Source organism: Enterobacter pseudoroggenkampii, assembly GCF_026420145.1.
GTDB classification, from domain to species: Bacteria; Pseudomonadota; Gammaproteobacteria; order Enterobacterales; family Enterobacteriaceae; genus Enterobacter; species Enterobacter pseudoroggenkampii.
In genome coordinates this window covers 58,344-83,403 of record NZ_JAPMLV010000008.1, presented here as the reverse complement: position 1 = coordinate 83,403, position 25,060 = coordinate 58,344, and the positions used below count along the sequence as shown (strand labels likewise).

Annotated in this window: 24 protein-coding genes; 5 read left to right on the top strand and 19 right to left on the bottom strand. The window is 56.1% G+C overall.

What is annotated here, in order from left to right; genetic code table 11:
• Positions 1 to 27: 27 nt before the first annotated feature.
• Positions 28 to 2,850 (top strand): excinuclease ABC subunit UvrA, encoded by a 2,823-nt coding sequence (gene uvrA / locus OTG14_RS21895; RefSeq protein WP_024906722.1) that lies wholly within the window; start codon positions 28 to 30, stop codon positions 2,848 to 2,850.
• A 3-nt stretch (positions 2,851 to 2,853) separates the two neighbouring features.
• On the opposite strand, the gene OTG14_RS21890 is transcribed toward uvrA, so the two are convergent.
• The 6 genes from OTG14_RS21890 to dnaB all read right to left on the bottom strand — a co-directional run bounded on the left by OTG14_RS21890 (position 2,854) and on the right by dnaB (position 8,491).
• On the bottom strand, positions 2,854 to 3,207 hold the full coding sequence (locus OTG14_RS21890; RefSeq protein WP_267215744.1) for an MmcQ/YjbR family DNA-binding protein: 354 nt from the start codon (positions 3,205 to 3,207) through the stop codon (positions 2,854 to 2,856).
• A 2-nt stretch (positions 3,208 to 3,209) separates the two neighbouring features.
• Positions 3,210 to 3,626 (bottom strand): secondary thiamine-phosphate synthase enzyme YjbQ, encoded by a 417-nt coding sequence (locus OTG14_RS21885; protein ID WP_024906721.1) that lies wholly within the window; start codon positions 3,624 to 3,626, stop codon positions 3,210 to 3,212.
• Between the two features lie 113 nt (positions 3,627 to 3,739).
• Positions 3,740 to 4,453, bottom strand: a complete 714-nt coding sequence (aphA, locus tag OTG14_RS21880) for an acid phosphatase AphA (protein WP_024906720.1) — start codon at positions 4,451 to 4,453, stop codon at positions 3,740 to 3,742.
• A gap of 216 nt (positions 4,454 to 4,669) precedes the next feature.
• Positions 4,670 to 5,863: an aromatic amino acid transaminase gene (gene tyrB / locus OTG14_RS21875; RefSeq protein ID WP_024906719.1), complete on the bottom strand. Its 1,194-nt coding sequence runs from the start codon at positions 5,861 to 5,863 to the stop codon at positions 4,670 to 4,672.
• Positions 5,864 to 5,982: 119 nt separating this feature from the next.
• Positions 5,983 to 7,062 (bottom strand): alanine racemase, encoded by a 1,080-nt coding sequence (gene alr, locus OTG14_RS21870; RefSeq protein ID WP_267215743.1) that lies wholly within the window; start codon positions 7,060 to 7,062, stop codon positions 5,983 to 5,985.
• 16 nt (positions 7,063 to 7,078) lie between these two features.
• Entirely contained in the window at positions 7,079 to 8,491 is a 1,413-nt protein-coding gene (gene dnaB / locus OTG14_RS21865) for a replicative DNA helicase (protein ID WP_023310046.1), read from the bottom strand.
• Between the two features lie 60 nt (positions 8,492 to 8,551).
• On the opposite strand from dnaB, the gene OTG14_RS21860 reads away from it, so the two are divergent.
• Complete coding sequence (locus OTG14_RS21860) at positions 8,552 to 9,535, top strand: quinone oxidoreductase (protein WP_267215742.1); 984 nt, start codon at positions 8,552 to 8,554, stop codon at positions 9,533 to 9,535.
• A gap of 184 nt (positions 9,536 to 9,719) precedes the next feature.
• Here the strand turns inward: OTG14_RS21860 and pspG are convergent, their stop codons facing one another.
• The 4 genes from pspG to OTG14_RS21840 all read right to left on the bottom strand — a co-directional run bounded on the left by pspG (position 9,720) and on the right by OTG14_RS21840 (position 13,148).
• Positions 9,720 to 9,962 carry an envelope stress response protein PspG gene (gene pspG / locus OTG14_RS21855; RefSeq protein ID WP_023310044.1) on the bottom strand — a complete coding sequence of 81 codons (243 nt, stop codon included), beginning with the start codon at positions 9,960 to 9,962 and terminating at the stop codon, positions 9,720 to 9,722.
• A 136-nt stretch (positions 9,963 to 10,098) separates the two neighbouring features.
• On the bottom strand, positions 10,099 to 11,094 hold the full coding sequence (gene dusA / locus OTG14_RS21850; RefSeq protein ID WP_048989822.1) for a tRNA dihydrouridine(20/20a) synthase DusA: 996 nt from the start codon (positions 11,092 to 11,094) through the stop codon (positions 10,099 to 10,101).
• Positions 11,095 to 11,176: 82 nt separating this feature from the next.
• Positions 11,177 to 12,487 carry a conjugal transfer protein TraF gene (locus OTG14_RS21845; protein ID WP_024906714.1) on the bottom strand — a complete coding sequence of 437 codons (1,311 nt, stop codon included), beginning with the start codon at positions 12,485 to 12,487 and terminating at the stop codon, positions 11,177 to 11,179.
• Between the two features lie 172 nt (positions 12,488 to 12,659).
• Positions 12,660 to 13,148, bottom strand: coding sequence for a cupin domain-containing protein (locus tag OTG14_RS21840; RefSeq protein WP_024906713.1), 489 nt, complete (start codon positions 13,146 to 13,148; stop codon positions 12,660 to 12,662).
• 115 nt (positions 13,149 to 13,263) lie between these two features.
• Here OTG14_RS21840 and zur point away from each other — a divergent pair, with 115 nt between their 5' ends.
• Positions 13,264 to 13,776: a zinc uptake transcriptional repressor Zur gene (gene zur, locus OTG14_RS21835; RefSeq protein WP_008503369.1), complete on the top strand. Its 513-nt coding sequence runs from the start codon at positions 13,264 to 13,266 to the stop codon at positions 13,774 to 13,776.
• Positions 13,777 to 13,823: 47 nt separating this feature from the next.
• Here zur and OTG14_RS21830 read toward each other — a convergent pair whose 3' ends face one another.
• The 4 genes from OTG14_RS21830 to OTG14_RS21815 form a co-directional block, all read right to left on the bottom strand.
• The gene (locus OTG14_RS21830; RefSeq protein ID WP_024906712.1) at positions 13,824 to 14,033 is read right to left on the bottom strand and encodes a CsbD family protein; all 210 of its coding nucleotides are present in this window, start codon (positions 14,031 to 14,033) and stop codon (positions 13,824 to 13,826) included.
• Between the two features lie 120 nt (positions 14,034 to 14,153).
• The gene (gene dinF / locus OTG14_RS21825; RefSeq protein WP_267215740.1) at positions 14,154 to 15,491 is read right to left on the bottom strand and encodes an MATE family efflux transporter DinF; all 1,338 of its coding nucleotides are present in this window, start codon (positions 15,489 to 15,491) and stop codon (positions 14,154 to 14,156) included.
• Between the two features lie 63 nt (positions 15,492 to 15,554).
• Positions 15,555 to 16,163: a transcriptional repressor LexA gene (gene lexA / locus OTG14_RS21820; RefSeq protein WP_024906710.1), complete on the bottom strand. Its 609-nt coding sequence runs from the start codon at positions 16,161 to 16,163 to the stop codon at positions 15,555 to 15,557.
• Positions 16,164 to 16,271: 108 nt separating this feature from the next.
• On the bottom strand, positions 16,272 to 16,640 hold the full coding sequence (locus OTG14_RS21815; RefSeq protein WP_024906709.1) for a diacylglycerol kinase: 369 nt from the start codon (positions 16,638 to 16,640) through the stop codon (positions 16,272 to 16,274).
• Positions 16,641 to 16,794: 154 nt separating this feature from the next.
• Between OTG14_RS21815 and plsB the strand changes: the two genes are divergently transcribed.
• Positions 16,795 to 19,215 (top strand): glycerol-3-phosphate 1-O-acyltransferase PlsB, encoded by a 2,421-nt coding sequence (gene plsB / locus OTG14_RS21810; RefSeq protein WP_024906708.1) that lies wholly within the window; start codon positions 16,795 to 16,797, stop codon positions 19,213 to 19,215.
• A 104-nt stretch (positions 19,216 to 19,319) separates the two neighbouring features.
• On the opposite strand, the gene gntU is transcribed toward plsB, so the two are convergent.
• The 5 genes from gntU to OTG14_RS21785 form a co-directional block, all read right to left on the bottom strand.
• Positions 19,320 to 20,660 (bottom strand): gluconate transporter, encoded by a 1,341-nt coding sequence (gene gntU / locus OTG14_RS21805; protein ID WP_010436459.1) that lies wholly within the window; start codon positions 20,658 to 20,660, stop codon positions 19,320 to 19,322.
• A 3-nt stretch (positions 20,661 to 20,663) separates the two neighbouring features.
• Positions 20,664 to 21,191: a gluconokinase gene (gene gntK / locus OTG14_RS21800; protein WP_008503362.1), complete on the bottom strand. Its 528-nt coding sequence runs from the start codon at positions 21,189 to 21,191 to the stop codon at positions 20,664 to 20,666.
• A gap of 126 nt (positions 21,192 to 21,317) precedes the next feature.
• Positions 21,318 to 22,313: a gluconate operon transcriptional repressor GntR gene (gntR, locus tag OTG14_RS21795; RefSeq protein WP_024906706.1), complete on the bottom strand. Its 996-nt coding sequence runs from the start codon at positions 22,311 to 22,313 to the stop codon at positions 21,318 to 21,320.
• A 101-nt stretch (positions 22,314 to 22,414) separates the two neighbouring features.
• Positions 22,415 to 23,110: a pirin family protein gene (locus OTG14_RS21790; RefSeq protein WP_000639796.1), complete on the bottom strand. Its 696-nt coding sequence runs from the start codon at positions 23,108 to 23,110 to the stop codon at positions 22,415 to 22,417.
• A gap of 123 nt (positions 23,111 to 23,233) precedes the next feature.
• Positions 23,234 to 24,271, bottom strand: coding sequence for an oxidoreductase (locus OTG14_RS21785; protein ID WP_048989816.1), 1,038 nt, complete (start codon positions 24,269 to 24,271; stop codon positions 23,234 to 23,236).
• 256 nt (positions 24,272 to 24,527) lie between these two features.
• Between OTG14_RS21785 and yhhY the strand changes: the two genes are divergently transcribed.
• The gene (gene yhhY, locus OTG14_RS21780; RefSeq protein ID WP_267215738.1) at positions 24,528 to 25,016 is read left to right on the top strand and encodes an N-acetyltransferase; all 489 of its coding nucleotides are present in this window, start codon (positions 24,528 to 24,530) and stop codon (positions 25,014 to 25,016) included.
• Positions 25,017 to 25,060: the final 44 nt, after the last annotated feature.

Sequence of the window (25,060 nt, the reverse complement as noted above, 5' to 3'; positions counted from 1 at the left end):
AATCCGTGTTCCAACCGGGAAAGGTGAATGGATAAGATCGAAGTTCGGGGCGCCCGCACCCACAATCTCAAGAATATCAACCTCATAATCCCTCGCGACAAACTCATTGTCGTGACCGGGCTTTCGGGGTCTGGCAAATCCTCACTGGCTTTCGACACCCTGTATGCCGAAGGACAGCGTCGTTACGTTGAATCACTCTCTGCGTACGCGCGTCAGTTCCTGTCGCTGATGGAAAAACCGGATGTTGACCATATTGAAGGGTTGTCCCCTGCTATCTCTATTGAGCAGAAGTCCACCTCGCATAACCCGCGTTCAACGGTCGGTACCATTACCGAAATTCATGACTACCTGCGTCTGCTGTATGCCCGCGTGGGTGAGCCGCGCTGCCCGGACCACGACGTCCCGCTGGCGGCCCAGACCGTCAGCCAGATGGTGGATAACGTGCTGTCGCAGCCGGAAGGCAAACGCCTGATGCTGCTGGCTCCAATCATCAAAGAGCGTAAGGGCGAACACACCAAGACGCTGGAAAACCTGGCAAGCCAGGGCTATATCCGCGCCCGTATCGACGGTGAAGTGTGCGACCTGTCCGATCCGCCCAAGCTGGAGCTGCAGAAGAAGCACACCATCGAAGTGGTGATTGACCGCTTCAAGGTGCGTGACGATCTCGCCACGCGTCTGGCGGAATCCTTTGAAACGGCGCTGGAACTCTCTGGCGGCACGGCCGTGGTCTCCGACATGGACGACCCGAAAGCGGAAGAGCTGCTCTTCTCCGCCAACTTTGCCTGCCCGATTTGCGGTTACAGCATGCGCGAGCTTGAACCGCGCCTGTTCTCCTTTAACAACCCGGCGGGCGCGTGCCCGACGTGTGACGGCCTGGGCGTCCAGCAATATTTCGACCCGGACCGCGTGATCCAGAACCCGGAGCTGTCGCTGGCGGGCGGGGCCATTCGCGGCTGGGACAAGCGTAACTTCTACTACTTCCAGATGCTGAAATCGCTGGCAGAGCACTACAAGTTCGACGTCGAAGCGCCGTGGGCCAGCCTGAGCCCGAACGTGCACAAAGTGATTCTGTTCGGTTCCGGCAAAGAGAACATTGAGTTCAAGTACATGAACGATCGCGGCGATACCTCCGTGCGTCGTCACCCGTTCGAAGGGGTGCTGCACAATATGGAGCGACGCTACAAAGAGACCGAATCCAGCGCGGTGCGCGAAGAGCTGGCGAAGTTCATCAGCAACCGCTCCTGCGCCACCTGCGAGGGCACGCGCCTGCGTCGTGAAGCGCGCCACGTGTTTGTGGAAAACACGGCGCTGCCGACCATCTCAGACATGAGCATCGGCCACGCGATGGACTTCTTCAATAACCTGAAGCTCTCCGGCCAGCGTGCGAAAATCGCCGAAAAAGTGCTGAAAGAGATCGGCGATCGCCTGAAGTTCCTGGTGAACGTCGGCCTGAACTACCTGACGCTTTCCCGCTCGGCGGAAACGCTCTCCGGCGGTGAGGCTCAGCGTATCCGTCTGGCCAGCCAGATTGGCGCGGGCTTAGTCGGCGTGATGTACGTACTGGACGAGCCGTCCATCGGCCTGCACCAGCGCGACAACGAGCGCCTGCTCGGCACCCTGATCCACCTGCGCAATCTCGGCAACACGGTGATCGTGGTGGAGCACGACGAAGATGCCATCCGCGCCGCAGACCACGTGATCGATATTGGTCCGGGCGCAGGCGTGCACGGCGGTCAGGTCGTTGCAGAAGGGACGCTGAAGGACATTATGGCGGTACCCGAGTCGCTGACCGGTCAGTACATGAGCGGCAAGCGCAAGATTGAAGTGCCAAAACAGCGCGTAGCGGCAGATCCGGAAAAAGTGCTGAAGCTGACCGGCGCGCGCGGCAACAACCTGAAAGACGTCACCCTGACGCTGCCGGTTGGCCTGTTTACCTGTATCACCGGCGTGTCCGGTTCCGGTAAATCGACGCTGATCAACGATACGCTGTTCCCGATTGCGCAGACGGCGCTGAACGGCGCGACGCTGGCCGAGCCTGCACCGTACCGCGACATCCAGGGGCTGGAGCATTTCGATAAGGTTATCGATATCGACCAGAGCCCGATTGGCCGTACCCCGCGCTCTAACCCGGCGACCTATACCGGCGTCTTCACGCCCGTACGTGAACTGTTTGCCGGTGTGCCTGAAGCACGCTCCCGCGGCTATACGCCAGGACGTTTCAGCTTTAACGTGCGCGGCGGCCGCTGCGAAGCGTGCCAGGGCGATGGCGTGATCAAGGTTGAGATGCACTTCCTGCCGGATATCTACGTGCCGTGCGACCAGTGCAAAGGCAAACGCTATAACCGCGAAACGCTGGAGATTAAGTACAAGGGCAAGACCATCCACGAAGTGCTGGATATGACCATCGAAGAGGCGCGCGAATTCTTCGACGCCGTCCCTGCGCTGGCGCGTAAGCTGCAGACGCTGATGGACGTCGGCCTGACCTACATTCGTCTGGGACAGTCCGCCACTACGCTGTCCGGTGGTGAAGCGCAGCGCGTGAAGCTGGCGCGCGAGCTGTCAAAACGCGGTACCGGTCAGACGCTCTACATTCTGGATGAGCCAACCACCGGCCTGCACTTTGCTGACATCCAGCAGCTGCTCGAGGTTCTGCATCAGCTGCGCGATCAGGGCAACACCATCGTGGTCATCGAACATAACCTGGACGTGATTAAAACCGCGGACTGGATTGTCGATCTCGGCCCGGAAGGCGGCAGCGGCGGCGGTGAAATTCTTGTCTCCGGTACGCCAGAGACCGTTGCAGAGTGCGAAGCCTCGCACACCGCGCGCTTCCTTAAACCGTTGCTGTAGTTGTCACACGGAGAGTTGCTGTCGGGTGGTTTCCGGCAGCAGCTCAACCGCCTGCTGATAGGACGCATCCACCAGGTAGTAAATCTGTGATCCTGGAATCGATCCATCCAGATAGACGGTGCTCCAGTGCGCCTTATTGAGGTGCTTGCTCGGCCTCACGTCATCATGCTGCTGACGCAGCAAATCCGCCAGTTCAGGGCTGGTTTTCAGCGACGCCGCCGGACGGCCTTCTACCTCTTTCACCATCGCAAACAGCACATCACCTACCTTAATCTGCGTGGCTTTCCAGTCGCTGTGGACGCTCTGCTCCGCGCCGGGCTTGCTCATGCAGTACTGAAGTATATCCGAAATTGTCATCTTTATTCCCCTTGTAGCGTGGCGATAATTTTACGCGAACCACCGTGAATACGATGCTCACCCAGCCAGATCCCCTGCCACGTTCCCAACAGCAGCCGCCCGTTGTGGACCGGCAGCATCAGCGATACGCCCAGCAAAGAGGATTTAATATGCGAAGGCATATCGTCCGCCCCCTCATAGTCATGCTCGTAAGGCGCGTTGTCCGGGACGCTCTTCAGAAAATGGTGTTCCATGTCGGACCGGACGGTGGGATCGCAATTTTCATTCAGCGTCAGAGAGGCGGACGTGTGCTGAAGCAGCAGATGCAGCAAACCCGTTCTGACGCGCGACAGGTCGCGGAGTTGCCCGATGACTTCATCCGTCACCAGGTGAAATCCGCGTGGCTTCGCGCTTAAGGTCAGGGTCTGTTGGTACCACATAGGCTGCTCCGTGATGAAAGATGAATCTTTCTAAGTGTGCAGCAAGAAGACGAAAGGTAAAACCCGCAGCAGCGAGATTTGATTAAAAAAGAGTCAAGCTCGCTGCCAGGGGCTCAATACTCCGAGTTGACGATCACCTCTTCGCCAAACTTTCCGGCCATCGGCAGCGGGCGATAGGTTGAGTTAGACGCGCGTAACACCCTGATCCCTCTGGCACCCACATCCTGTGCGGCGGTGATGTCGTTATCCGAATCGCCATAAAACACTTTGATGTTTTTCTTTTCCAGCCACTGGGTTTTGGTGTTTTGCCCCTCTTTGTCACCCGCAAAAATGACCGGGTTCATGCTGGTCGCCGGGATCTGGAAATCATCCTGCAGCGTTTTAGAGACGGTTTCCGTTTTGGTTTGACTGCGGCCGGTTACAAAATAAATGCTGTCACCGCGCTTCACGTGCATGGCAATAAGCGCACGGGCAACCTCTTTCGGGATGCTGAATTCGTCCCAGCCGTTGTTCATTTTTTCCCAGAATTCCGGGTTCTTCAGATACGCTTCGCTGTCGGGTGAATACGTTTTCTTACCGCGCCAGAAGCCGGGGCTTGAGAACAGCACGGTATCGTCAATGTCAAAACCCACGGCCATTGGCGCACGGCCCATTAGGCTGTTTTCGATTTGGGCCACGGAAACCCAGTGAATGGGCGCCTGCTCGGCAAGAATGGCGGCGGTGGTGCCGGTATAAAGCGGCGTCGGGGCAGAAGCTCGCGCGACGACGGCGCTATTAAGCGAGAACAATAAGCAGGCGGCGCTGAGCGCCAGTGTGATCTTGCGCATATTTTCCCCTGAATATTCAGTTTGTTATCGTTTTAATTTGAGCGGATGGTCAAAAAACTATCCGACCATAACCCCAGCGGGAGGTGAAGGGAAGGAGTTTTTGCTTATGAAGGGGAATAAAAAGAAGACGATCACAAAAGCCGGGCAACGTTTTTGTGCGGCCTGATGCCCTCACCCCGACCCTCTCCCACGGGGAGAGGGTGAGTTGGTAAGTACTTACATTACAGCAGCAAACGCCTGCGCCACGCGATGAACGTTGCTGGCATTCAGGCCCGCCACGCACATACGGCCGCTGGCAATCAGGTAGACGCCGAACTCTTCGCGCAGACGATCGACCTGGGCCGCACTCAGTCCGGTATAGCTGAACATCCCGCGCTGCTTGAGCAGATAGTCGAAGTTATGTCCCGGCACGGCCTCTTTCAGGACGTTAACCAGCTCCTGACGCATCGTCTGAATGCGCTGGCGCATCGCTTCCACTTCCGCAAGCCAGGACGCTTTTAGCTTTTCGTCACCGAGAACCGTCGCCACCACCTGCGCACCAAAGTTCGGCGGGCTGGAGTAAATGCGACGCACCGTCGCCTTAAGCTGGCCGAGCACGCGACCTGCCGCTTCGGCGTCTTCACACACCACGGACAGACCGCCAACGCGTTCACCGTACAGGGAGAAGATTTTAGAGAAGGAGTTACTCACCAGAACAGGCAGCCCGGCGCTGGCAGCGGCGCGGATGGCATAGGCGTCTTCTTCCATACCCGCGCCAAAGCCCTGGTAGGCAATATCGAGGAATGGGATCAGGTTACGGGCCTTCAGTACCTCAATCACCGCATCCCATTGGGCGTTGGTGAGATCCGCACCGGTCGGGTTATGGCAGCACGGATGCAGCAGCACAATGCTGCGCTCCGGCAGGGTGTTCAGTTTTTCCAGCAGCGCTTCAACGCGCACGCCGTTAGTTTCGCTGTCAAACCATGGATAGGTCGCCACTTTGAAGCCTGCGCCCTCGAAGATCGCAACGTGGTTTTCCCACGTCGGGTCACTGACCCACACGCCTGAATCCGGGAAGTATTTTTTCAGGAAGTCTGCACCCACTTTCAGCGCACCCGAGCCGCCCAGCGTCTGGATGGTCGCCACGCGTTTTTGCGCGAGCACCGCGTGATCGGCACCAAAAAGCAGCGGCGCAATGGTGCTGCGGTAGGTATTTAACCCTTCCATCGGCAGATAGAGCGACGCGCCGTGTGGAACCGCGTTCAGACGCGCTTCGGCTTCGGCAACGGCCTGCAGCTGAGGAATAAAACCCTCGTGGTTGTAATACAAACCGATGCTAAGGTTCACCTTGTCGCTGCGAGGATCTTCTTTGAAACGCTCCATTAAGGAGAGAATTGGGTCGCCGGCATAGGCGTCAACTTTCTGAAACACGCGATGATTCTCCGGAATTCGATGAGGCAGGGATTTCAACAATAAACCGGAAGTGGGAGAAGGTCGAGAGGATGTTAATAAAGTTGGAGCGAGGATAAAAACCTCACTCCATTGGCGGTTCAATCAATGTACTTCATCGCTACCCGCGAGGTCAGGCGCGTGATAAGTTCGTAAGCACTTACTTTCGTGATTTCAGCAATGCGTTCAACAGGCAGTCCCTCACCCCACATCACGACATCATCACCAGGCTTATCCTGGGCTTCAGGCCCCAGATCAACACAAATCATATCCATCGCCACGCGGCCGACAATCTTCACTTCGCGACCGTTGACCAGAACCGGCGTACCCGTTGGAGCTGCGCGGGGATAGCCATCACCATAGCCCATCGCCACCACGCCAAGACGGGTATCACGCTCGCTGGTCCAGGTACCGCCGTAGCCCACCGGCTCACCCGCTTTATGGTCTCGCACGGCAATCAGGTTAGAGACCAGCGACATAACCGACCGGAAGCCAAAGTCCGGCCCCCAGGGTTTGTTCTCCAGCGGCGACACGCCGTAGAGAATGATGCCCGGTCGCGCCCAGTCGAAATGCGACTGCGGCCACAGCAGAATACCGCCGGATGCCGCAATCGAGCGCATCCCCGGCTTGCCTTCGCAGAAGGTATTAAAGATATCCAGCTGCTGCTCGGTCGCACCGCACTCGGGCTCATCGGCGCGGGCGAAATGGCTGACGATATTCACCGGCTGGCGCACGTTTTTGCACCGGCATAAACGCTGATAGAACGCTTCCGCGCTCTCCGGACGCACGCCAAGACGGTGCATGCCCGTGTCGAGCTTCATCCACACGGTCACCGGCTCGCTCAGCTCGGCGGTTTCAAGTGCGGCCAGCTGTTCTTCGTTGTGCACTGCCGTATGCAGATGCTGGTCAGCAATGGTCGGCAAATCTGTGGCTTCGAAAAAGCCTTCGAGGAGCAGAATCGGTTGAGTAATCCCCCCCGCGCGCAGGCGAAGAGCTTCTTCAAGACGGGCGACGCCAAAGGCGTCGGCATCGGGGAGCGTTCGCGCGGTCTCAAGAAGACCGTGTCCGTAAGCGTTCGCTTTCACGACTGCAACGAGCTTGCTGGCGGGTGCCAGTTCACGCAGACGTTGCAGGTTGTGTCGCAGAGCGCGGCGGTTAATCACAACAGTTGCCGCTTGCATTTGAATTCCTTAGAAATTACTCATCATCATATTGAGGACCGGCATAGTTGTCGAAACGCGACCACTGTCCGTTAAAGGTCAGACGTACCGTCCCGATCGGGCCGTTACGCTGTTTACCGATAATAATTTCGGCGATCCCTTTCAGGTCGCTGTTCTCGTGATAAACCTCATCACGGTAGATGAACATGATTAAGTCGGCATCCTGCTCGATGGAGCCGGATTCACGCAGGTCGGAGTTGACCGGACGCTTGTCGGCACGTTGTTCCAGGGAGCGGTTCAGCTGCGACAGCGCCACGACCGGCACGTGCAGCTCTTTGGCTAACGCCTTGAGAGAGCGGGAAATCTCCGCAATTTCCAGCGTACGGTTGTCGGAGAGCGACGGGACGCGCATCAGCTGAAGGTAGTCGATCATGATAAGGCCGATACCGCCATGTTCACGGGCGATACGGCGCGCGCGGGAGCGAACTTCCGTCGGCGTCAGGCCGGAGGAGTCATCGATATAGATGTTACGTTTTTCCAGCAGAATGCCCATGGTGCCGGAGATGCGCGCCCAGTCCTCATCGTCGAGCTGACCGGTACGGATGCGGGTCTGATCCACGCGCGACAGCGATGCCAGTGAACGCATCATGATCTGCTCGGAGGGCATCTCAAGACTGAAGATCAGTACCGGTTTATCCTGCAACATTGCCGCGTTTTCGACGAGGTTCATCGCAAAAGTGGTTTTACCCATCGACGGACGCGCGGCGACGATAATCAAATCCGACGGCTGCAGGCCGGCGGTTTTCTTGTTCAAATCGTCATAGCCGGTGTTCACGCCGGTGACGCCATCGTGCGGCTGCTGGAACAGCTGTTCGATACGGGCCACGGTGGCATCGAGGACATCGGCGATGTTTTTCGGGCCTTCGTCTTTATTGGCGCGGCTTTCGGCGATTTTAAAGACGCGGGACTCAGCAAGGTCGAGCAGGTCTTCGCTGGTGCGGCCCTGCGGATCAAAACCGGCTTCGGCGATCTCGTTCGCCACCGATATCATCTCGCGGACGACGGCACGTTCGCGCACGATATCGGCATAAGCGCTGATGTTCGCCGCACTAGGCGTGTTTTTTGACAGTTCCGCCAGATAGGCAAATCCGCCGCAGCTGTCGAGCTGCCCAAGACGCTCCAGCGATTCCGCGAGCGTAATCAGGTCGATCGGGCTGCCCGACTCCTGCAGACGCGCCATTTCGGTAAAGATGTGGCGGTGCGGACGGGTGTAGAAATCTTCCGCCACGACGCGCTCGGCGACGTCGTCCCAGCGTTCGTTATCCAGCATTAAACCGCCCAACACCGACTGTTCCGCTTCAATCGAGTGCGGCGGGACTTTTAACCCTGCGACCTGGAAATCACGCTCGCGAGGTTCAGTCTGTTTGTTGAAGGGTTTGTTTCCTGCCATAGTGAATGGAGTTACCGAGATAAAGAGTGGGTCGAAAGATTACCACATTCTGGAGGAAGCATGGCAACACGTATTGAATTTCACAAGCATGGTGGCCCTGACGTACTCAAAGCGGTGGAGTTCACCCCCACCGCGCCTGGCGAAAACGAAGTGCAGGTTGAAAACAAAGCCATCGGCATAAACTATATCGACACCTATATTCGCGGCGGGCTCTACCCGCCTCCGTCGATGCCGAGCGGACTGGGCACCGAGGCAGCCGGTGTCGTCATCAAAGTGGGCAGCGCGGTTAAGCATATTAAAGAGGGTGACCGCGTGGTATATGCTCAGTCTGCGCTGGGCGCTTACAGCTCCGTCCACAACGTTCCGGCGGATAAAGCCGCCCTGCTGCCTAACGCCATCTCCTTTGAGCAGGCAGCAGCCTCGTTCCTGAAAGGTTTGACGGTTTACTACCTGCTGCGCAAAACCTATGAAATTAAACCCGACGAGCAGTTCCTGTTTCATGCCGCAGCGGGTGGCGTCGGGCTCATCGCCTGTCAGTGGGCAAAAGCACTGGGAGCGAAGCTGATCGGCACCGTCGGAAATGCACAAAAAGCGCAGCGCGCGCTGCAGGCGGGAGCCTGGCAGGTGATTAACTACCGTGAAGAGAGCATTGTTGAGCGGCTGAAGGAGATCACCAGCGGCAAAAAAGTGCGCGTGGTGTATGACTCGGTAGGGAAAGATACCTGGGAAGCGTCGCTGGACTGCCTGCAGCGTCGTGGTCTGATGGTAAGCTTCGGGAATGCGTCAGGCGCGGTGACCGGCGTTAACCTGGGCATCCTGAACCAGAAAGGTTCTCTGTATGTGACTCGCCCTTCCCTGCAAGGATACATCACCAACCGGGAAGAACTTGAGGAAGCCAGCAACGAGCTGTTCTCGCTGATCGCCAGCGGCGTCATTAAGGTGGATGTGGCAGAGGCGCAGAAATACCCGCTAACCGATGCGCAGCGCGCGCATGAGGTGCTTGAGAGCCGGGCGACGCAGGGGTCGAGTTTGTTGATTCCCTGAGCCCCAAAAAGAAATTGGGCTTCCCGTGGGAAGCCCTTTCTTTTTTTAGTTCGGCTGTATGTAGGGTACAGCTCGATGAATTCGTTATCGGCAGTCATAGTGACAGATTCGATAAGTAAATCCTATTCTGTTCTAAGCCATACTGCCGGAAAAGTTACAAGTATGTGACGAACCCCTCAATACCTTAGTAACGGAAGCGGTTATTGCGCTGATAACTGGGCACTTTTGGAGCTTTAATCGCCCGAATCACCCACACGACCGCGATGGCCAGCAGTAGCCACGGCAGCAATTTGATCGTCAGGGCAAACAGTCCGCCAATAAACATGACCACCGTCGCCACCACGATAGCCGCCAGAATGCCGAGCAGCGAAACGCCTGTCGCTAACAGCATGACAAAAAAGCCAATCACAAAAAGTAGTTCCAGCATGGTGCTCTCCCACGAGTTCCCGAGTAATGCAGTTAACATTACAAGAATCGTGCCAGCATTAACCTGTTGTTATTAAAGCAAAACGCCCCGCGAGAATTCGCAGGGCGTGGTGAATTTGACGAACTTTTAGCGAAAGTTATCGCTTGTCTGCCACCAGGCGCAGCGCATGTTCCAGCACCTCAATATCGGCGCCGGCTTTATGTGCGTTTTCGCTCAGGTAACGACGCCACTGACGCGCGCCCGGAATGCCCTGGAACAGGCCAAGCATATGGCGGGTGATATGGCCGAGATACGTACCGTTGCTCAGCTCGCGCTCAATGTAAGGATACATCGCACGCACGACGGCAACCGGATCGGTGTCTGCGCCTTCGATGCCAAAGATTTCGCGATCGACCGTCGCCAGAATGCCCGGGTTCTGATACGCCTCGCGCCCAACCATCACCCCATCCATATGTTCAAGGTGCGCTTTGGCCTCTTCCAGAGACTTGATGCCGCCGTTAATCGACATGGTCAGGTGCGGGAAGTCACGCTTCAGCTGATAAACGCGCGGATAGTCCAGCGGCGGGATCTCACGGTTCTCTTTGGGGCTCAGGCCGGAGAGCCAGGCTTTTCGCGCGTGGATGATGAACGTCTCGCATTCGCCCTTTCCGGAGACCGTATTGATGAAGTCGCACAGGAATTCGTAGCTGTCCTGGTCGTCAATGCCGATACGGGTTTTGACCGTCACCGGAATGGAAACCACATCGCGCATCGCCTTGATACAGTCCGCCACCAGCTGGGCATTCCCCATCAGGCAGGCACCGAACATGCCGTTTTGCACGCGGTCGGACGGGCAGCCAACGTTCAGGTTGATCTCGTCGTAGCCGCGCGCTTCCGCCAGCTTCGCGCACTGCGCCAGCGCGGCCGGATCGCTGCCGCCCAGCTGCAGGGCAACCGGATGCTCTTCTTCGCTATAGGCCAGGTAATCGCCCTTCCCGTGGATGATTGCGCCCGTAGTCACCATTTCGGTGTACAGCAGCGTATGGCGGGAGAGCTGGCGCAGGAAATAGCGGCAGTGTCTGTCCGTCCAGTCGAGCATCGGCGCAATGGAGAAACGGTGTGCAGGGAAAGCGGTCTGTGATTCTGACGACATGGCGAAGTTTTAAGCATCTGGTGGAAAAGGGGCGCTACTATAGCACAAAGAAAAGCCGGAGGCGCAGCGCCTCCGGTGGACTTTAGAACGTCATGCTCAGCTGAGCCCCTGCGCCCCAGGTTTCGTCTTCACCGTACAGGCCCATCAGGTCAACATGAACGGTACTGAATGGCGCGAAACCGACACCGCCGGTAAAGACATTGCTGTCGTTACCCTTCACGTCCGCGCGATAACCCGCACGCACCGCCAGCCAGCTGAGCGGCGTCACCTCGGCACCCACGCCAACATACTGCGACGTATCTTCGCTCTTAAATCCTTTGGTTTCCGTCAAATCGCCATCGGCGGTCAGCGTCACCAGATCGTTGTGCCAGGCGGCTCCGGCGGTCACCAGCGGACGGATCTGGTAGGTATCTTTATAGCTCACCACTTCTCCCGTCCGCCCGTTGCGGATACGGATATCTTTGGTGTCGATATCGCGCGACATCAGGTTTTGGCCGCTCACGCCGACCGTCCAGTTCTCGCCGAAATCAGCCGCAATACCGGCATCGACGTTAAAGCCCGTATCGTCTGTGCGGTAGCGGCTGTCGTTCCACTTGTTACTGTCGTAATCGTAGATTGAGGTGGTGTAGTTATAGACCCAGGTTTTTTGCAGTTTTGGCGTCACGCCTACGGAAACCGGGACGCCGCCGAGGTCAAACTGACGGGCAACGGCAACGCCGTAGTCAGACACAATCGCCGCCCGGCCAGACGCTGTTGAGTTGAGGTTTTTAGTGATCTGATCCGTGCCGTTCAGCGCAGCGTCCAGGGCAACACCGGCAGCCACCACTTTGCTTCTTTGAATACCGCGCAGATAATCAATATCTTGCTGATCGATAGACGAGCTAACCCGGCCATGAGCATAGCCTTTCGCCATAAAGGCCACGGAAAGCACATCGTTAGGGATACTCACCGCAAGCCCTGCTCCTGCCGTCGCGCGTGCGGTTTTGCCTTTGAGATAGTCCAGCTCATCGGCGAGATCTTTGGCCGCGCCCTGGAATTGATTAATGGAACCTAACGGATTAGTGATAATCTCCCTTGGCGTGAGGTCATCAACCACATCCTTGTAGTGATTAATTTTGTCGTTGATGGTATCAATCTCGTCCTGAAGATTGTCTTCATCCGTCACCTGCACCCCAACGGCTGGCAAGATGACCGTCACATCATCGTCTGGTTTTGCCTTTGCCAGCAGCGCCGGGTTAATTAACGCCCCACTGCCATAGCTCCCGGAGGCAACGCCCGTCCCGCCCATGGCGTCACTCCGTGATTCTGTCCAGGTATTGGCTGCTCCCGCCTGATTTGCCATAAACAAGGAGACAGCAATGCTAACCACCGAAAATTTAAAATTTTTTTTCACAGTATGCCCGTTATAGTCTGTTATGAAATAACCCCTGTCTGTTATCACCCAAACAGGAACGAACTATTGCTGTGAATAAGTAGTAAAAGACCCGCTATTTCTGTCCCTAAGTAAAACTCCCTTACGGCCTGTTATATTTTGTGACGGCCCTCAATATTTATAGATGAGGAAATTATTTTTTCCCAGGTTTTCCATCATGCGGTCCAAAAAACTGGGGTGGGTGGTCTACCCAGCGATCCTCACGGGTAGCGGCATACACCGGATTGAGGGGATAGTAGATGCGATTGTGCTTCTTGTTGGCCTCGCCTACGACCAGCAACCGCACCTCTTCCTCCGTGTTGTTAATAAAGGTGTGGCAGATACCGGTTCCGGCAGGAAACCCCACGCTGTCGCCCGGTTCAAGTTTCCACAGATAGCCATTTATCCACGCTTCTGGATAACCTTCGAGCACATAAATGAACTCTTCTTCATCGCTTTCCGCATGCGGATAGGACGTTCTGCGCCCTGGCGGCAAACGCTCATGATGGATACCAATGCGCCTGAGTCCAAGCTTACGAGCCAACGGGGCGCCGATAGAAAAAAGCTCATCGCTATCTGGATAGGTCGAATCATCCGCACCTTCTACGTCGCGCCAGTGCCGAATACAGTCAGGTTTTTTCATTGTTTATTTCCCGGTTTGTAATGGGTCAGGTATAGCACAGACTGGCGGATCTCGGTGTTTTTACCAGAACATGATAAAGTGGGGGTTTTCCGTCCTATAACATCCGGGGTGCTACATGGATAAGTCCACAAAAGAGCTGTTAGCGCAGGCCGAAAAGCTGTGTGCGCAACGCAATGTGCGCCTGACTCCGCAGCGCCTTGAAGTATTACGTCTGATGAGCCTGCAGCAGGGTGCCATCAGCGCCTACGATCTGCTCGATCTTCTCCGCGAAAGCGAGCCGCAGGCAAAGCCGCCAACGGTGTATCGCGCCCTGGATTTCCTGCTTGAACAAGGGTTCGTGCACAAGGTGGAATCCACCAACAGCTATGTGCTGTGCCATCTGTTCGATCAGCCCACCCACACATCGGCGATGTTTATCTGTGACCGCTGCGGCGTGGTGAAAGAAGAGGCTGCGGAAGGCGTGGAAGACATTATGCATACGCTGGCAGCGAAAATGGGGTTTGCCCTGCGTCATAACGTGATTGAGGCGCACGGGCTCTGTTCCGCGTGCGTGGAGGTGGAAGCCTGTCGTCATCAGGACGCGTGCCAGCACGACCACTCAATTCTTGTGAAGAAAAAGCCGCGTTAACGGCAAAAGAAAAGGCGGCTTAGAGCCGCCCTGTGGGTTATTCAGCGTTACCAGCGGTAGTCGTTACGGGTTTCCCAGTCTTTGACTTCGTTTTCCGCCTGATCTTTCGCGTAGCCGTAACGTTCCTGAATTTTACCGACAAGCTGATCGCGTTTACCTTCAATGACGGTCATATCGTCATCCGTCAGCTTACCCCACTTTTCTTTCGCTTTACCTTTGAACTGCTTCCAGTTGCCGCCGATTTCGTCTTTATTCATCATCGTGTCCTCTTAGTTAAGCGTCGGGTCGTAACGTCCGTTACGTTCTTTTCTGCTGGACGTGATAATTATTGTAGTTAAGGATTCGGCAGTTGGTTTCACATTCGGAATCTTTAACCGTCACGATATATCGTGACGTGAAGAGAACCAGGTATTGTTTTGCCAGTGGCGGTGCCAGATAAACGCCAGCGACAACCCTCGCAGCGAGAGGAAAACGGCCAGGGCCAGCCACAAACCGTGATTACCCAGCCAGGGGAGCGTCAGCAGCGTCAGACCAAACCCGGCCGCTGCAACCGCCATACTGTTACGCATTTCCGCTCCGCGCGTCGCACCAATAAACATGCCGTCCAGCAGATAACACCAGACGCCGACCACCGGTAAGACGACTTGCCAGATGAGATAGTGACTCGCCAGCTCGCGCAGCGCAGGGATAGACGTCAGCAATGCAACGATCTGCTCACCAAAGCAGGCGTAAACCAGGCCAAACGCCAGCGCCACCAGTCCCGACTGACGGCAGGCTGCCCGCCAGACATCCCGTAGTTGCCCGCTTTCACGCGCACCGTACGCCTGCCCGGAATGCGCTTCTACCGCATAGGCAAAACCGTCCAGCGCGTAGGCGGTAAAGGTCAGTAGCGTCATCAATACCGCGTTGACCGCAACGATTTCTGGCCCCAGTCGAGCCCCGAAGACCGTCAGCGCGCCGAAGCAGAGCTGAAGCAGCAGCGAGCGCAGCATGATGTCTCGGTTAAGCGCCAGCAGCTTACGGATATTGCCGCGCCATGCGGTTTTGAGCAGCGCCAGGGAGATGCCGCGCATCGCCAGCACGCGCCAGACCATCCACAGGCCAATGATAAAGGTCCCGTATTCGGCAATCGCCGTCGCCAGCGCTGCGCCCTGCACGTTCATATGCTGGCCCATCACCAGCCAGACATCCAAAACGATATTGAGCAGGTTACCCACCACCAGCAAAATCACTGGTGCACGGGCGTACTGCACGCCCAGTAGCCACCCCAGCAGAACCAGGTTAGCCAGCGACGCGGGCGCGCTGAGCCAGCGGATTTCAAGGAACCGTCGCGCCTGCGCGAGTACCGCCTCGCTACCGCCAACAACATGAAGCGCAAGGTCGATCAGGGGCGCACGCAATAAAACGATTAACGCCCCCGCGCCAAGCGCGAGGATCAGCGGCTGGACCAGCGCTCGCGCCAGACGCAGCGGATCTTTTGCACCATAAGCCTGTGCCGTGAGCCCGGTGGTGCTCATACGCAAAAAGAGCAGCAGCATAAACAGGAAGCTGGTTGCCGTCGCGCCAATCGCCACGCCGCCAAGATAAACAGGCGAATCAAGATGGCCAATAACGGCAGTATCGACCAGACCCAGCAAGGGAACGGTAATATTGGAGAAGATCATCGGCAGAGCAAGACGCCACAATGCCTTATCGGATGCCGTCAGCAGTGACATGAAAAATACCGGGTGTGGAGAATGAAGCAGGCTACAGCGGCGCCATAGCCTGTCAGGAAGAGGTTACAGCCATTCGCCGTTGCGAATGACCCCAACCGCCAGCCCTTCGATAGAGAAGTTGTGTTCGCGCAGATCGACCACAATCGGGGAGAACTCGTTGTTTTCAGGCAGTAGCTGAACGGTGTTCCCCTGTTTTTTCAGACGCTTGACGGTCACTTCGTCGTCAATGCGCGCGACCACCACCTGGCCGTTACGCACATCCTGCGTTTTGTGCACCGCAAGCAGATCGCCGTCAAGAATACCGATGTCTTTCATCGACATACCGCTGACGCGCAGCAGGAAATCAGCGCTCGGTTTGAACATGGCTGGATCGACCTGGTAATGGCCTTCAATATGCTGCTGTGCCAGTAAAGGCTCACCGGCAGCAACACGCCCCACCAGCGGAATGCCCGTCTCTTCTTCCACCAGCAGGCGGATACCACGTGACGCGCCCGAGACAATCTCAATCACGCCCTTACGCGCCAGCGCTTTCAGGTGTTCTTCGGCAGCATTCGGAGAACGGAAGCCCAGACGCTGCGCGATTTCCGCACGCGTGGGTGGCATACCCGTCTGGCCGATATGATCCCGGATGAGATCAAACACCTCTTGCTGCCTGGTCGTTAATGCTTTCATTCCGCCCCCTGGGTGTATATACAGTTATGCTGTGAGTATATACAGTCAAAGGCGATTTTGGAACCAAAAACTGCACAAAAAACCAGGGACTTAATTATTCCTCGAGGCTCATCGGAAATGTGACCAAAGCAGCGTGACCCAGGTGATAGCGGCAGTGATAATCGCCAGCAACACGGCAGCAGAGCCCATGTCTTTTGCGCGGCCAGAAAGTTCATGGAAATCTGAACCAATGCGATCAACCACGGCCTCAATAGCGCTATTAAGAATTTCCACTATCATCACCAGAAGCACGGAACCTATAAGAAGTACGCGGGTAATCGCATCAACATCAAGGAAACAGGCGACGATCACCGCGATGATAGCGGCGATGCCCTCCTGGCGAAAGGCGGCTTCGTTGATCCACGCGGCACGGAAACCTTTCCATGAATAGCCGGCGGCTTTGATGATACGCGTTAACCCAGTGGTATTATTGGCCATTAAAAGAACCTTTTATGAAAAAAAGCGTCAGTAACAGGAACTGTAGCGCGTTTCGCTACAGCCTGAAGTATGACGGGTAACAACAGAAATTTTGCGCGCTTTCTGTTATCCTTGCGCCGCAATTGCATTATTAACCAGAGGCTTTACATCGTTTATGTCCGGCTGGCCACGAATTTACTACAAATTACTTAATTTACCATTAAGCATCCTGGTAAAAAGCAAGTCTATCCCAGCAGAACCCGCGCTGGAATTGGGGCTCGATACGTCACGTCCTATTATGTACGTTTTGCCTTATAACTCGAAGGCAGACTTACTGACGCTTCGCGCCCAGTGTCTGGCGCATGACTTACCTGACCCGCTTGAACCGCTTGAAGTTGACGGTACGCTGCTGCCGCGCTATGTGTTCATTCACGGTGGACCGCGCGTGTTTACCTACTACACGCCAAAAGAAGAGTCCATCAAGCTGTTCCATGACTATCTCGACCTGCACCGCAGCAACCCCGATCTGGATGTGCAGATGGTGCCGGTATCGGTGATGTTTGGTCGTCGTCCGGGCCGTGAAAAAGGTGAAGAGAACCCGCCGCTGCGCATGCTTAACGGCATCCAGAAGTTCTTTGCGGTCTCCTGGCTGGGGCGCGACAGCTTTGTGCGTTTCTCCCCTTCCGTTTCGCTGCGTCGCATGGCGGACGAGCACGGCACCGACAAGATCATCGCGCAAAAACTGGCGCGCGTGGCGCGTATGCACTTCGCCCGTCAGCGCCTTGCTGCCGTTGGGCCGCGTCTCCCGGCGCGTCAGGATCTGTTCAACAAGCTGTTGGCCTCCAAAGCGATTGCCCGCGCCGTTGAAGACGAAGCGCGCAGCAAGAAAATATCGCATGAGAAAGCCCAGCAGAACGCCATTGCGCTGATGGAAGAGATTGCAGCGAACTTCTCTTACGAGATGATTCGCCTGTCCGATCGTATTCTCGGCTTTACCTGGAACCGTCTCTACCAGGGCATCAACGTTCATAACGCCGAGCGTGTACGTCAGCTGGCGCATGATGGCCATGAGATTGTCTATGTTCCCTGCCACCGCAGCCATATGGACTACCTGCTTCTTTCCTACGTGCTCTATCATCAGGGGCTGGTACCACCGCACATTGCTGCCGGTATCAACCTGAACTTCTGGCCAGCAGGTCCAATTTTCCGCCGCCTGGGCGCATTCTTTATCCGTCGTACCTTCAAGGGCAACAAGCTCTACTCCACCGTGTTCCGCGAGTATCTGGGCGAGCTGTTCAGCCGCGGCTATTCCGTGGAGTACTTCGTGGAGGGCGGTCGTTCCCGTACCGGACGTCTTCTCGATCCGAAAACCGGCACGCTGTCGATGACCATTCAGGCGATGCTGCGCGGAGGAACCCGTCCCATCACGCTGGTGCCAATCTACATTGGCTACGAGCACGTGATGGAAGTGGGCACGTACGCGAAAGAGCTGCGTGGTGCAACCAAAGAGAAAGAGAGCCTGCCGCAGATGCTGCGCGGCCTGAGCAAGCTGCGTAATCTCGGTCAGGGCTACGTGAACTTCGGCGAACCGATGCCGTTGATGACGTACCTGAACCATCACGTTCCCGAGTGGCGCGAATCCATCGATCCTATCGAAGCGATTCGTCCAGCCTGGCTGACGCCAACGGTCAACGGCATCGCGTCCGAGCTGATGGTGCGCATTAACAACGCCGGTGCGGCTAACGCCATGAACCTGTGCTGTACGGCACTTCTGGCTTCGCGTCAGCGCTCGCTGACCCGTGAACAGCTCACGGAGCAGCTGGATTGCTATCTGGATATGATGCGTAACGTGCCGTACTCGGTTGATTCGACCGTGCCTTCTGCAACCGCCAGTGAACTTATCGATCACGCGCTGCAGATGAACAAGTTTGAAGTCGAAAAGGACACGATCGGCGACATCATCATTCTGCCGCGCGAGCAGGCAGTGCTGATGACCTACTACCGAAACAACATCACCCATATGCTGATGCTGCCGTCGCTCATGGCGGCTATCATCACCCAGCATCGCCGTATCTCGCGTCAGGAACTCTTGCGTCACGTTGAGACGCTCTATCCGATGCTGAAAGCGGAGCTGTTCCTGCGCTGGAGCAAGGATGAGCTGGCGGGCGAGCTGGATAAACTGACGGAAGAGCTGCGTCGTCAGGGGCTGATCACCGTCACGAACGACGAGCTGCACATCAACCCGTCACGCTCCCGCACCCTGCAGCTGCTGGCGGCCGGTGCGCGCGAAACGCTGCAGCGCTACGCCATTACGTTCTGGCTGCTGAGTGCGAACCCGTCTATCAACCGCGGTACGCTGGAGAAAGAGAGCCGGACGCTGGCCCAGCGCCTGTCCGTTCTGCACGGCATTAACGCTCCTGAATTCTTCGACAAAGCGGTCTTCAGTTCCCTGGTCCTGACGCTGCGCGATGAAGGCTTCATCAGCGATACGGGTGATGCCGAGCCGGAAGAGACGCTGAAGGTATACCAGATGCTGGCAGAGCTGATTACCTCGGACGTGCGTTTGACGATTGAGAGCGCCACGCAGGGCGAGTAACGCAATGCCGGGTTATGGCCCGGCCTGACGCCCTGGATAATAAAAAGGCCCGGTAAGCGCTGACGCTACCGGGCCTTATTTTTAGACTTGTTAAATCACTGCCCTCAGCTGAGCAGCGTAAAGGCAATCATCCCGACAATTGCACCCGTCGTGCCGAGAATGGTTTCCATCAGCGTCCAGGTTTTCAGGGTTTGCGCTTCGGTGGCGCCGGTAAATTTACCGAACAGCCAGAAGCCCGCGTCGTTAACGTGAGAAACCACAATCGAACCGCCCGCGATACAGATAGACAGCGCGGCCATCTGCGCACCGGAGTAGTTCAGCTGTTCAATCACCGGCATCACCAGACCCACAGCGGTTAAACACGCCACGGTTGCGGAACCCTGGATGATACGTACCGCCGCAGCCAATACGAAACAGGTTACCGCAATCGGCAGGCCCATCCCGGTCAGCGCTTCGCCCAGAGCCGGGCCCACGCCGGAATCCACCAGTACCTGCTTGAACACGCCGCCGGCACCGATCACCAGCAGGATAATCCCCGCAGGCTGCAGCGCGGCACCGCAGATCTCCATCACCCGGTCTTTTGGCATTCCCTGACGCATCGCCAGGCCGTAAATCGCCACCAGACAGGCCACCAGGATCGCCGTGAACGGATGACCGATGAACTCAAACCATTCATAGGCGCTGGAGCCCACCGGCACAAAGCGCGCGGCGATGGTTTTCAAACCCACGAGAACCAGCGGGAGCAGGATCAGCGACAGGCTGAAGCCGAAGGACGGCATTTTGCCCTCGCCCAGGTGCGGCTCGGTGATGTCATCCGGGATATGAAGCTCAACGTAACGGCTGATGAAGTTGCCCCACAGCGGACCGGCAATAATCATCCCCGGGATTGCCGCGCACAGGCCAATCAGGATCATCCAGCCAAAGTCAGCGTGCATCTGGGACGCCAGCAGCATCGGCGCAGGCCCAGGCAGCAGAAACGCCGCGGCCGCCGCCACGCCCGCAAACAGTGGAATAACCAGCTTCACAAGGTTTGTGCCGGTATGGCGCGCCATGGAGAACGCGACGCTTATCAGCAGCACAACGGCCACTTCAAAGAACAGCGGCAGCGCGCAAATCAGGCCCGCCAGGCCAATCGCGTAGTGCGCGCGGCTGTGGCCGAAGGATTTCAGCATTTTGACGGCAATCTGGTCGACCGCGCCCGTCTCGTGCAAAATCTTGCCAAACATCGCGCCAAGGGCCACCACAATCGCCAGGAAGCCCAGCGTACCGCCCATCCCTTTTTCCATCGTCGCGGCGATCTTGTCGAGCGGCATACCGGAAAAGAGACCTGCACCTATAGAAACCACCATCAAAGCAACAAAAGCGTGCATACGCGCCTTCATCACTAAAAACAGCAGCAGCAACACGGAACCCACTGCTGTCAAAACTAGCGTTAATGTACTCAAAACTTACTGCCTTTTATTAATGACCTCGATGGTGCTGGCAACAACACCTTCCAGTGACTGATCGATATCAACCACTAAGACGTCTTTCTCGTCTTCACCCGGCTCCTGCAGCGCTTCGAACTGCGTCACCAGCATCTGGGTTTTGAAGAAGTGACCTTTACGCGCCTTCAGGCGGCTTTCAATCACCTCGAAATCCCCTTTCAGGTAGATGAAAGAGAGGTTCGGGTTACCGTCGCGCAGCAGGTCGCGGTAGGTTTTTTTCAGCGCAGAGCAGACGATCAGGGAGACTTTATTGGTACGCTGCATAGCGAACGCGGCGTCATTCAGCGCCTGCAACCACGGTTTGCGGTCGTCGTCGTTCAGCGGCTCGCCGGAGGCCATTTTCATGATGTTGCTGCGCGGATGGAGGAAGTCGCCATCAAGGAACGCAGCCTGGAGTTGATGCGCCACTTCGCTGGCTACGGCTGATTTCCCGCTACCGGAAACGCCCATCAGGACGTAGACGTGGTGATCGTGATTAGTCGTGCTCAAAGGGTGTCCCTCAGTCAATTGTTACGGGTAACAGTTATCGGTAACATTGTCCTGCCGGGGCAAAAGAGAAGCAATATCCAAACGTGCGCGAAGTGAATAAGTGTGAGCTACTTCAAATTTGTCAGTTCAAATAGATCCACCCGGTGACAAGGTGAAACCTAAATCTAACATTTTCGGGGTAACTGCCTCACCACGAATGCGCGCCAGCAGGCGTTCTGCGCCAATACGGCCCATACGTTCACGCGGGGTCAGGACGCTCGCCAGACGCGGCTCCATCACCTGACCAATGTCGTGGCCGTGGAAACCGGCGATCGCCATATCATCAGGGATCTTTAACCCCAGACGCTGACACTCAAACGCCGCGCCAACCGCCAGGTCATCGTTGGTACAGAAAATACCGTCCAGTTGCGGATACTCGCGCCGCGCCTGACGCATCAGCTCAATACCCGACGTATAGGAGGAGGACTGCTCCACCATCACGCTGTACGGGGTTAAGTTTGCGTCGAGCATCGCCTGCTCGTATCCCTTCTGTTTGATGATAGTACGTTCATCAAGACGCGCACCCAGATAGGCGATATGACGATGCCCGCGGGCGATAATGGCCGCCGTCATCTGGCGCGCCGCTTCAAAGTTATCGAACCCAACGGCAATATCGAGACACGGCGACTGGCTGTCCATCAGCTCCACCACAGGGATACCCGCCACTTCGATCATTTTGAGCGTGCGGGCAGTGTGGGTACGTTCGGTTAAAATCAGGCCGTCAATGTTCCAGGAAAGCATCGACTCAAGACGTTCCTCTTCCAGTTCCGGCTTGTACCCATAGTGGGCGAGCATGGTCTGGTAGCCAAAAGCATCGGTGACGCTTTCGATTCCCCGCAATACTTCGGCGAAAACCTGGTTGGTCAGGGATGGAAGCAGGACACCCACCGCACGACTGGTCGCATTGGAGAGAATATCGGGTGCGCGGTTGGGGATATAACCCAGTTCATCAAGGGCAGCGGCAATCTTGCCACGTAACGCCACGGAAACCTGTTCCGGGTTACGTAAAAAACGGCTGACCGTCATTTTGGTCACACCGACGCGATCGGCGACATCCTGAAGTACGGGGCGTTTCTTTTTCATCGTCCTGAGAAATCTTGAAGTGAGAGATTTGCTCAGTTTATCACGGACAAAGCCCATCCTTCCCCTGTCAAAGGGAAGGATGGGTATTTATTTATGTTTTATTACACCGGCGGCAGGTCAAACAGCAGAATTTCGCTTTCGCTGTCGGCATGCACGGAGAGCGCCTGCTCATCCCAGATGGCCAGACCATCGGCGGTGGTTGCTTTAGTGCCGTTGATGGACACTTCACCTTTCACCACCTGGATCCAGACGCGGCGGTTAGCGGCAATCTGATGCACGGACTGTTCATCTTTCGCCAGCGCCCAGCGGTACAGCTCCATATCCTGATGCACTTTCAGGGAACCTTCACGCGCATCCGGGGACAGCACCAGCTGTTTGCCCTGTTTCGCGTCGAAGCGGCGCTGCTCGTAGCGCGGCGTGATGCCGGTCTCTTCTGGAATGATCCAGATTTGATACAGGTGCAGTTTTTCCGTTTTGCTCGGGTTGTACTCGGAGTGACGCACCCCGGTACCCGCGCTCATAATCTGGAACTCGCCCGCCGGAACCTGCTCTTTGTTGCCCATGCTGTCCTGGTGCTCAACCGCCCCTTCCAGCACATAGGTCAGGATTTCCATGTCTTTGTGCGGGTGGGTACCAAAGCCCTGGCCCGCATCAATCACGTCATCGTTAATCACGCGCAGTGCGGAGAAGCCCATGAAGTTCGGGTCGTAGTAGTCGGCAAACGAGAATGAATGCCATGAGTCCAGCCAGCCATGATTCGCGTGACCACGTTCGTTTGCTTTGCGTAAGTAGATCATTGTTTTCACCCTCAGTTCGTTTCGATGGAGTAAGTGTGGACGCAAACCGCCTGGGATCATAGAGGGTGAAAATTGACTCCTCTGTTCAAAAATTATGAACAAGCGCAGAGGAGCCGTTTTTGCTTATTTCGCGAGGGTTATCGTGGCAGGAGAAGCCTGTTCGAAGGCCCGTTCAAGGATTTCGAGGTTGGTTAGAACGTCAGATTCCTTGACGTAATTCGGCGCGCCGGATGTAAGGGTTTCATAGAGCGCATCGTAGACGCGGCCATAGTCGCCAGTTTCCGGTTTCAGCTCCTTCCTGACCGTTACGCCCTCATCGTTCACGTACTCCAGGACGCCCACAGAATCATCCGCCGCAAAACCCGGTTCGCCCGGCATGATGTTAGCCTTCAGGCTGGTCTCCTGCTGGTCAATACCGTACTTAATGAACGAGCCTCGGGTGCCGTGAACGATAAATTTCGGGTAGTCGATCTTCACCAGATGGCTGGTTTTGACGATGGCTTTCAGGTCGCCGTAGAACAGCTGCGCTTCAAAAGTATCGTCCGGGTTGGCTTTATTACGCAGGCTGCGGATGTCATACGCCACGTGGTCCGGTCGGCCAAACAGGGAGATGATCTGGTCCATGGTGTGCACGCCCAGACCATAGAACGAGCCGTCCTGCGGCAGGCCGGGTTGCGTTTCCGCTACCGGACGGTAGTAATCGAAGTGGCTTTCTATTTCCACGATGTCGCCCAGCTTGCCGCTTTCAATCGCTTTTTTCGCCGTCAGGAAGCAGCTGTCAAAGCGACGGTTCTGATACGGCGTAACGGTCAGGCTTTTGCTTTTCGCCAGCGCGAACAGCTCTTTCGCTTCGGCGATAGTCGGGGTGAACGGCTTTTCCACCAGCACGTTTTTACCCGCTTCGAGCGCGCGTTTCGCATACTCAAAATGGCTGTCGGCGTGGGTGCAGACGACAACCAGTTTGACCTGCGGGTCGTTAAGCACATCATCCAGATCGCTGGTGAAATGAATATGGGAATACTGCGGGGATTGCTCTTCCGGCTTCGCGCGGCGGCGGTAGATATGGGCCACATGCCAGCTGTCTTTACGGGTGAGAACATACGGCAGGTGATAGCGGGTCGTACTTTTACCAAATCCAATAAATGCGCAATGTAGTGTCATAGCTCAGTCCTTTTGGAAGGTTACTGAGTCTAACCATAACAAAAAAAAAGCCAGCTAAAAGCTGGCTAAAGTAATACTGGAAGCAATGTGAGCAATGTCGTGCTTTCAGGTTCCCGTAGAGGTCTTCCTGAACGCAAAGCAATAATAATCATTCTCATTCGCACTTGTCCAATACTTTTTGCAAAAATTAGCGGTTGACTCAAATTTTAAAGTCATTGATGTTGGAAGGGACGTTTAACTGACTGAGGAACAAGGAATGAGTGAGATAGTGATACGCCACGCGGAACCGAAAGATGCTGAAGCCTTACGCCAGAACTATATGCATCCGGGGGTGTATCACGACACGCTACAGCTACCTCATCCTACCCTTGAGCACTGGCAAGAACGTCTTATCGCAAAACCCGGCCAAAAACGCCTTGTCGCCTGCATTGATGAACAACTTGTTGGCGATCTGATGCTTCAGGTGGAAGCCAGCCCGCGACGCAGCCATGTGGCCACATTCGGTATCAGCGTTGCGGCGCATGCACAGGGGCGCGGCGTGGGCAGTGCGTTAATGCGCGAGATGATAAACCTTTGCGATAACTGGATGCGTATTGAACGGATTGAATTAACGGTGTTTGCCGATAATCCTGCCGCTCTGGCGCTGTACCGGAAGTTTGGTTTCGAAATCGAAGGCACCGGCAAGAAATTTGCCCTGCGCAACGGCGAGTATGTGGATGCGTATTATATGGCGAGAATGAAGTGACACTTTCTCCTCTCCCCATAGGGCGAGGGAGAAAAGACCGCACC